The sequence below is a fragment of the Moorena sp. genome, from assembly GCF_982860115.1.
In genome coordinates this window covers 4,099-5,300 of the sequence record NZ_CEYLVT010000351.1, presented here as the reverse complement: position 1 = coordinate 5,300, position 1,202 = coordinate 4,099, and the positions used below count along the sequence as shown (strand labels likewise).

1 protein-coding gene is annotated in these 1,202 nt (G+C 44.2%); it reads left to right on the top strand.

Going from position 1 to position 1,202, the window contains the following annotated elements; translation table 11 throughout:
• Positions 1 to 57: 57 nt before the first annotated feature.
• Positions 58 to 1,202, top strand: a 1,145-nt coding sequence (locus AC4II3_RS31030; RefSeq protein ID WP_488014649.1) for a glycosyltransferase family 4 protein, incomplete at its 3' end; no start/stop codon positions are given.

Here is a 1,202-nt window from a genome sequence, read left to right as displayed (position 1 = left end):
AATTCTAAATTCTAAATTCTAAATTCTAAATTCTAAATTCTAAATTCTAAATTCTTTATGAGCCAGTTGTTGGTCAATCTCTCGATTCTATTTTCCCAACCTACGGGTATTGCTAACTATGCCGCTAATCTTTTTCCTTATTTAAAACCTCTCGATCCTACCTTACTCATTTCTCCTACTGCCTCTAACCGTTTTTGTAGTGCTACTCCCTACACTTGCTACGAAATTCCAGGTAACTTAAGCCCTGAACAAGGTACGAAAGGACATTTTCGCCGTCTGTTGTGGACTCAGTTTCAACTGCCGCGAATTTATAAAAAATTGCGAACGCATCTTCTGTTTTCTCCTGTTCCAGAAGCTCCCCTGTTCACCAATTGCCGCTATGTGGTAATGGTTCATGATTTGATTGGGTTACGGTTTCCCCAGGGTTTCTCACCCTTAACTACTTACCAACGCTACTATATCCCCCAAGTTCTTGCTCAAGCAGAACACATCATCTGTAACTCTAGGGCTACTGCTAGAGACCTTACTGAGTTCTTCGGGATTCCAGCCGCAAAAATCACCCCGATCTTACTGGCTTACGATGCCAATCACTATTATTATGTGGATACAGTAGATGGTGAAAAAGATGGGGAAAACCGGGAAAATTGTCCCTATTTTCTCTACATCGGACGCCCAGACCCCCACAAAAACCTCCATCGGCTGATTGAGGCTTTCGCTGCTCTACCCAATTGCCAGGACTACCAACTTTGGATTGCTGGCGCAACGGATAAACGCTACACACCATTGCTGGAAGCCCAAGCGGAGCAACTGGATATATCCACTCAGGTCAAATTCCTGGGATATGTTCCTCAGCACCAGTTACCGACCATGATTAGACATGCGATCGCATTTGTATTCCCCAGTCTTTGGGAAGGCTTCGGTATCCCTGTATTAGAGGCAATGGCTTGCGGTACTCCTGTAATTACAGCTAATCTCTCTTCCTTACCCGAAGTAGCTGGAGATGCCGCTATATTAATCAATCCTTACAAGCCTGAGGAAATCACAGCAGCTATGGCAGCAGTAGCAACCGATTCTCAAATGCGATCGCATCTTCGCCAATCAGGTCTTGCTAGAGCCAGTGAATTTAGTTGGCAAAAAACTGGGCAAGCTACGGTAGAGATTCTAAATCATATAGCAAAGGGAATAGGGAACAGGTTATCTGG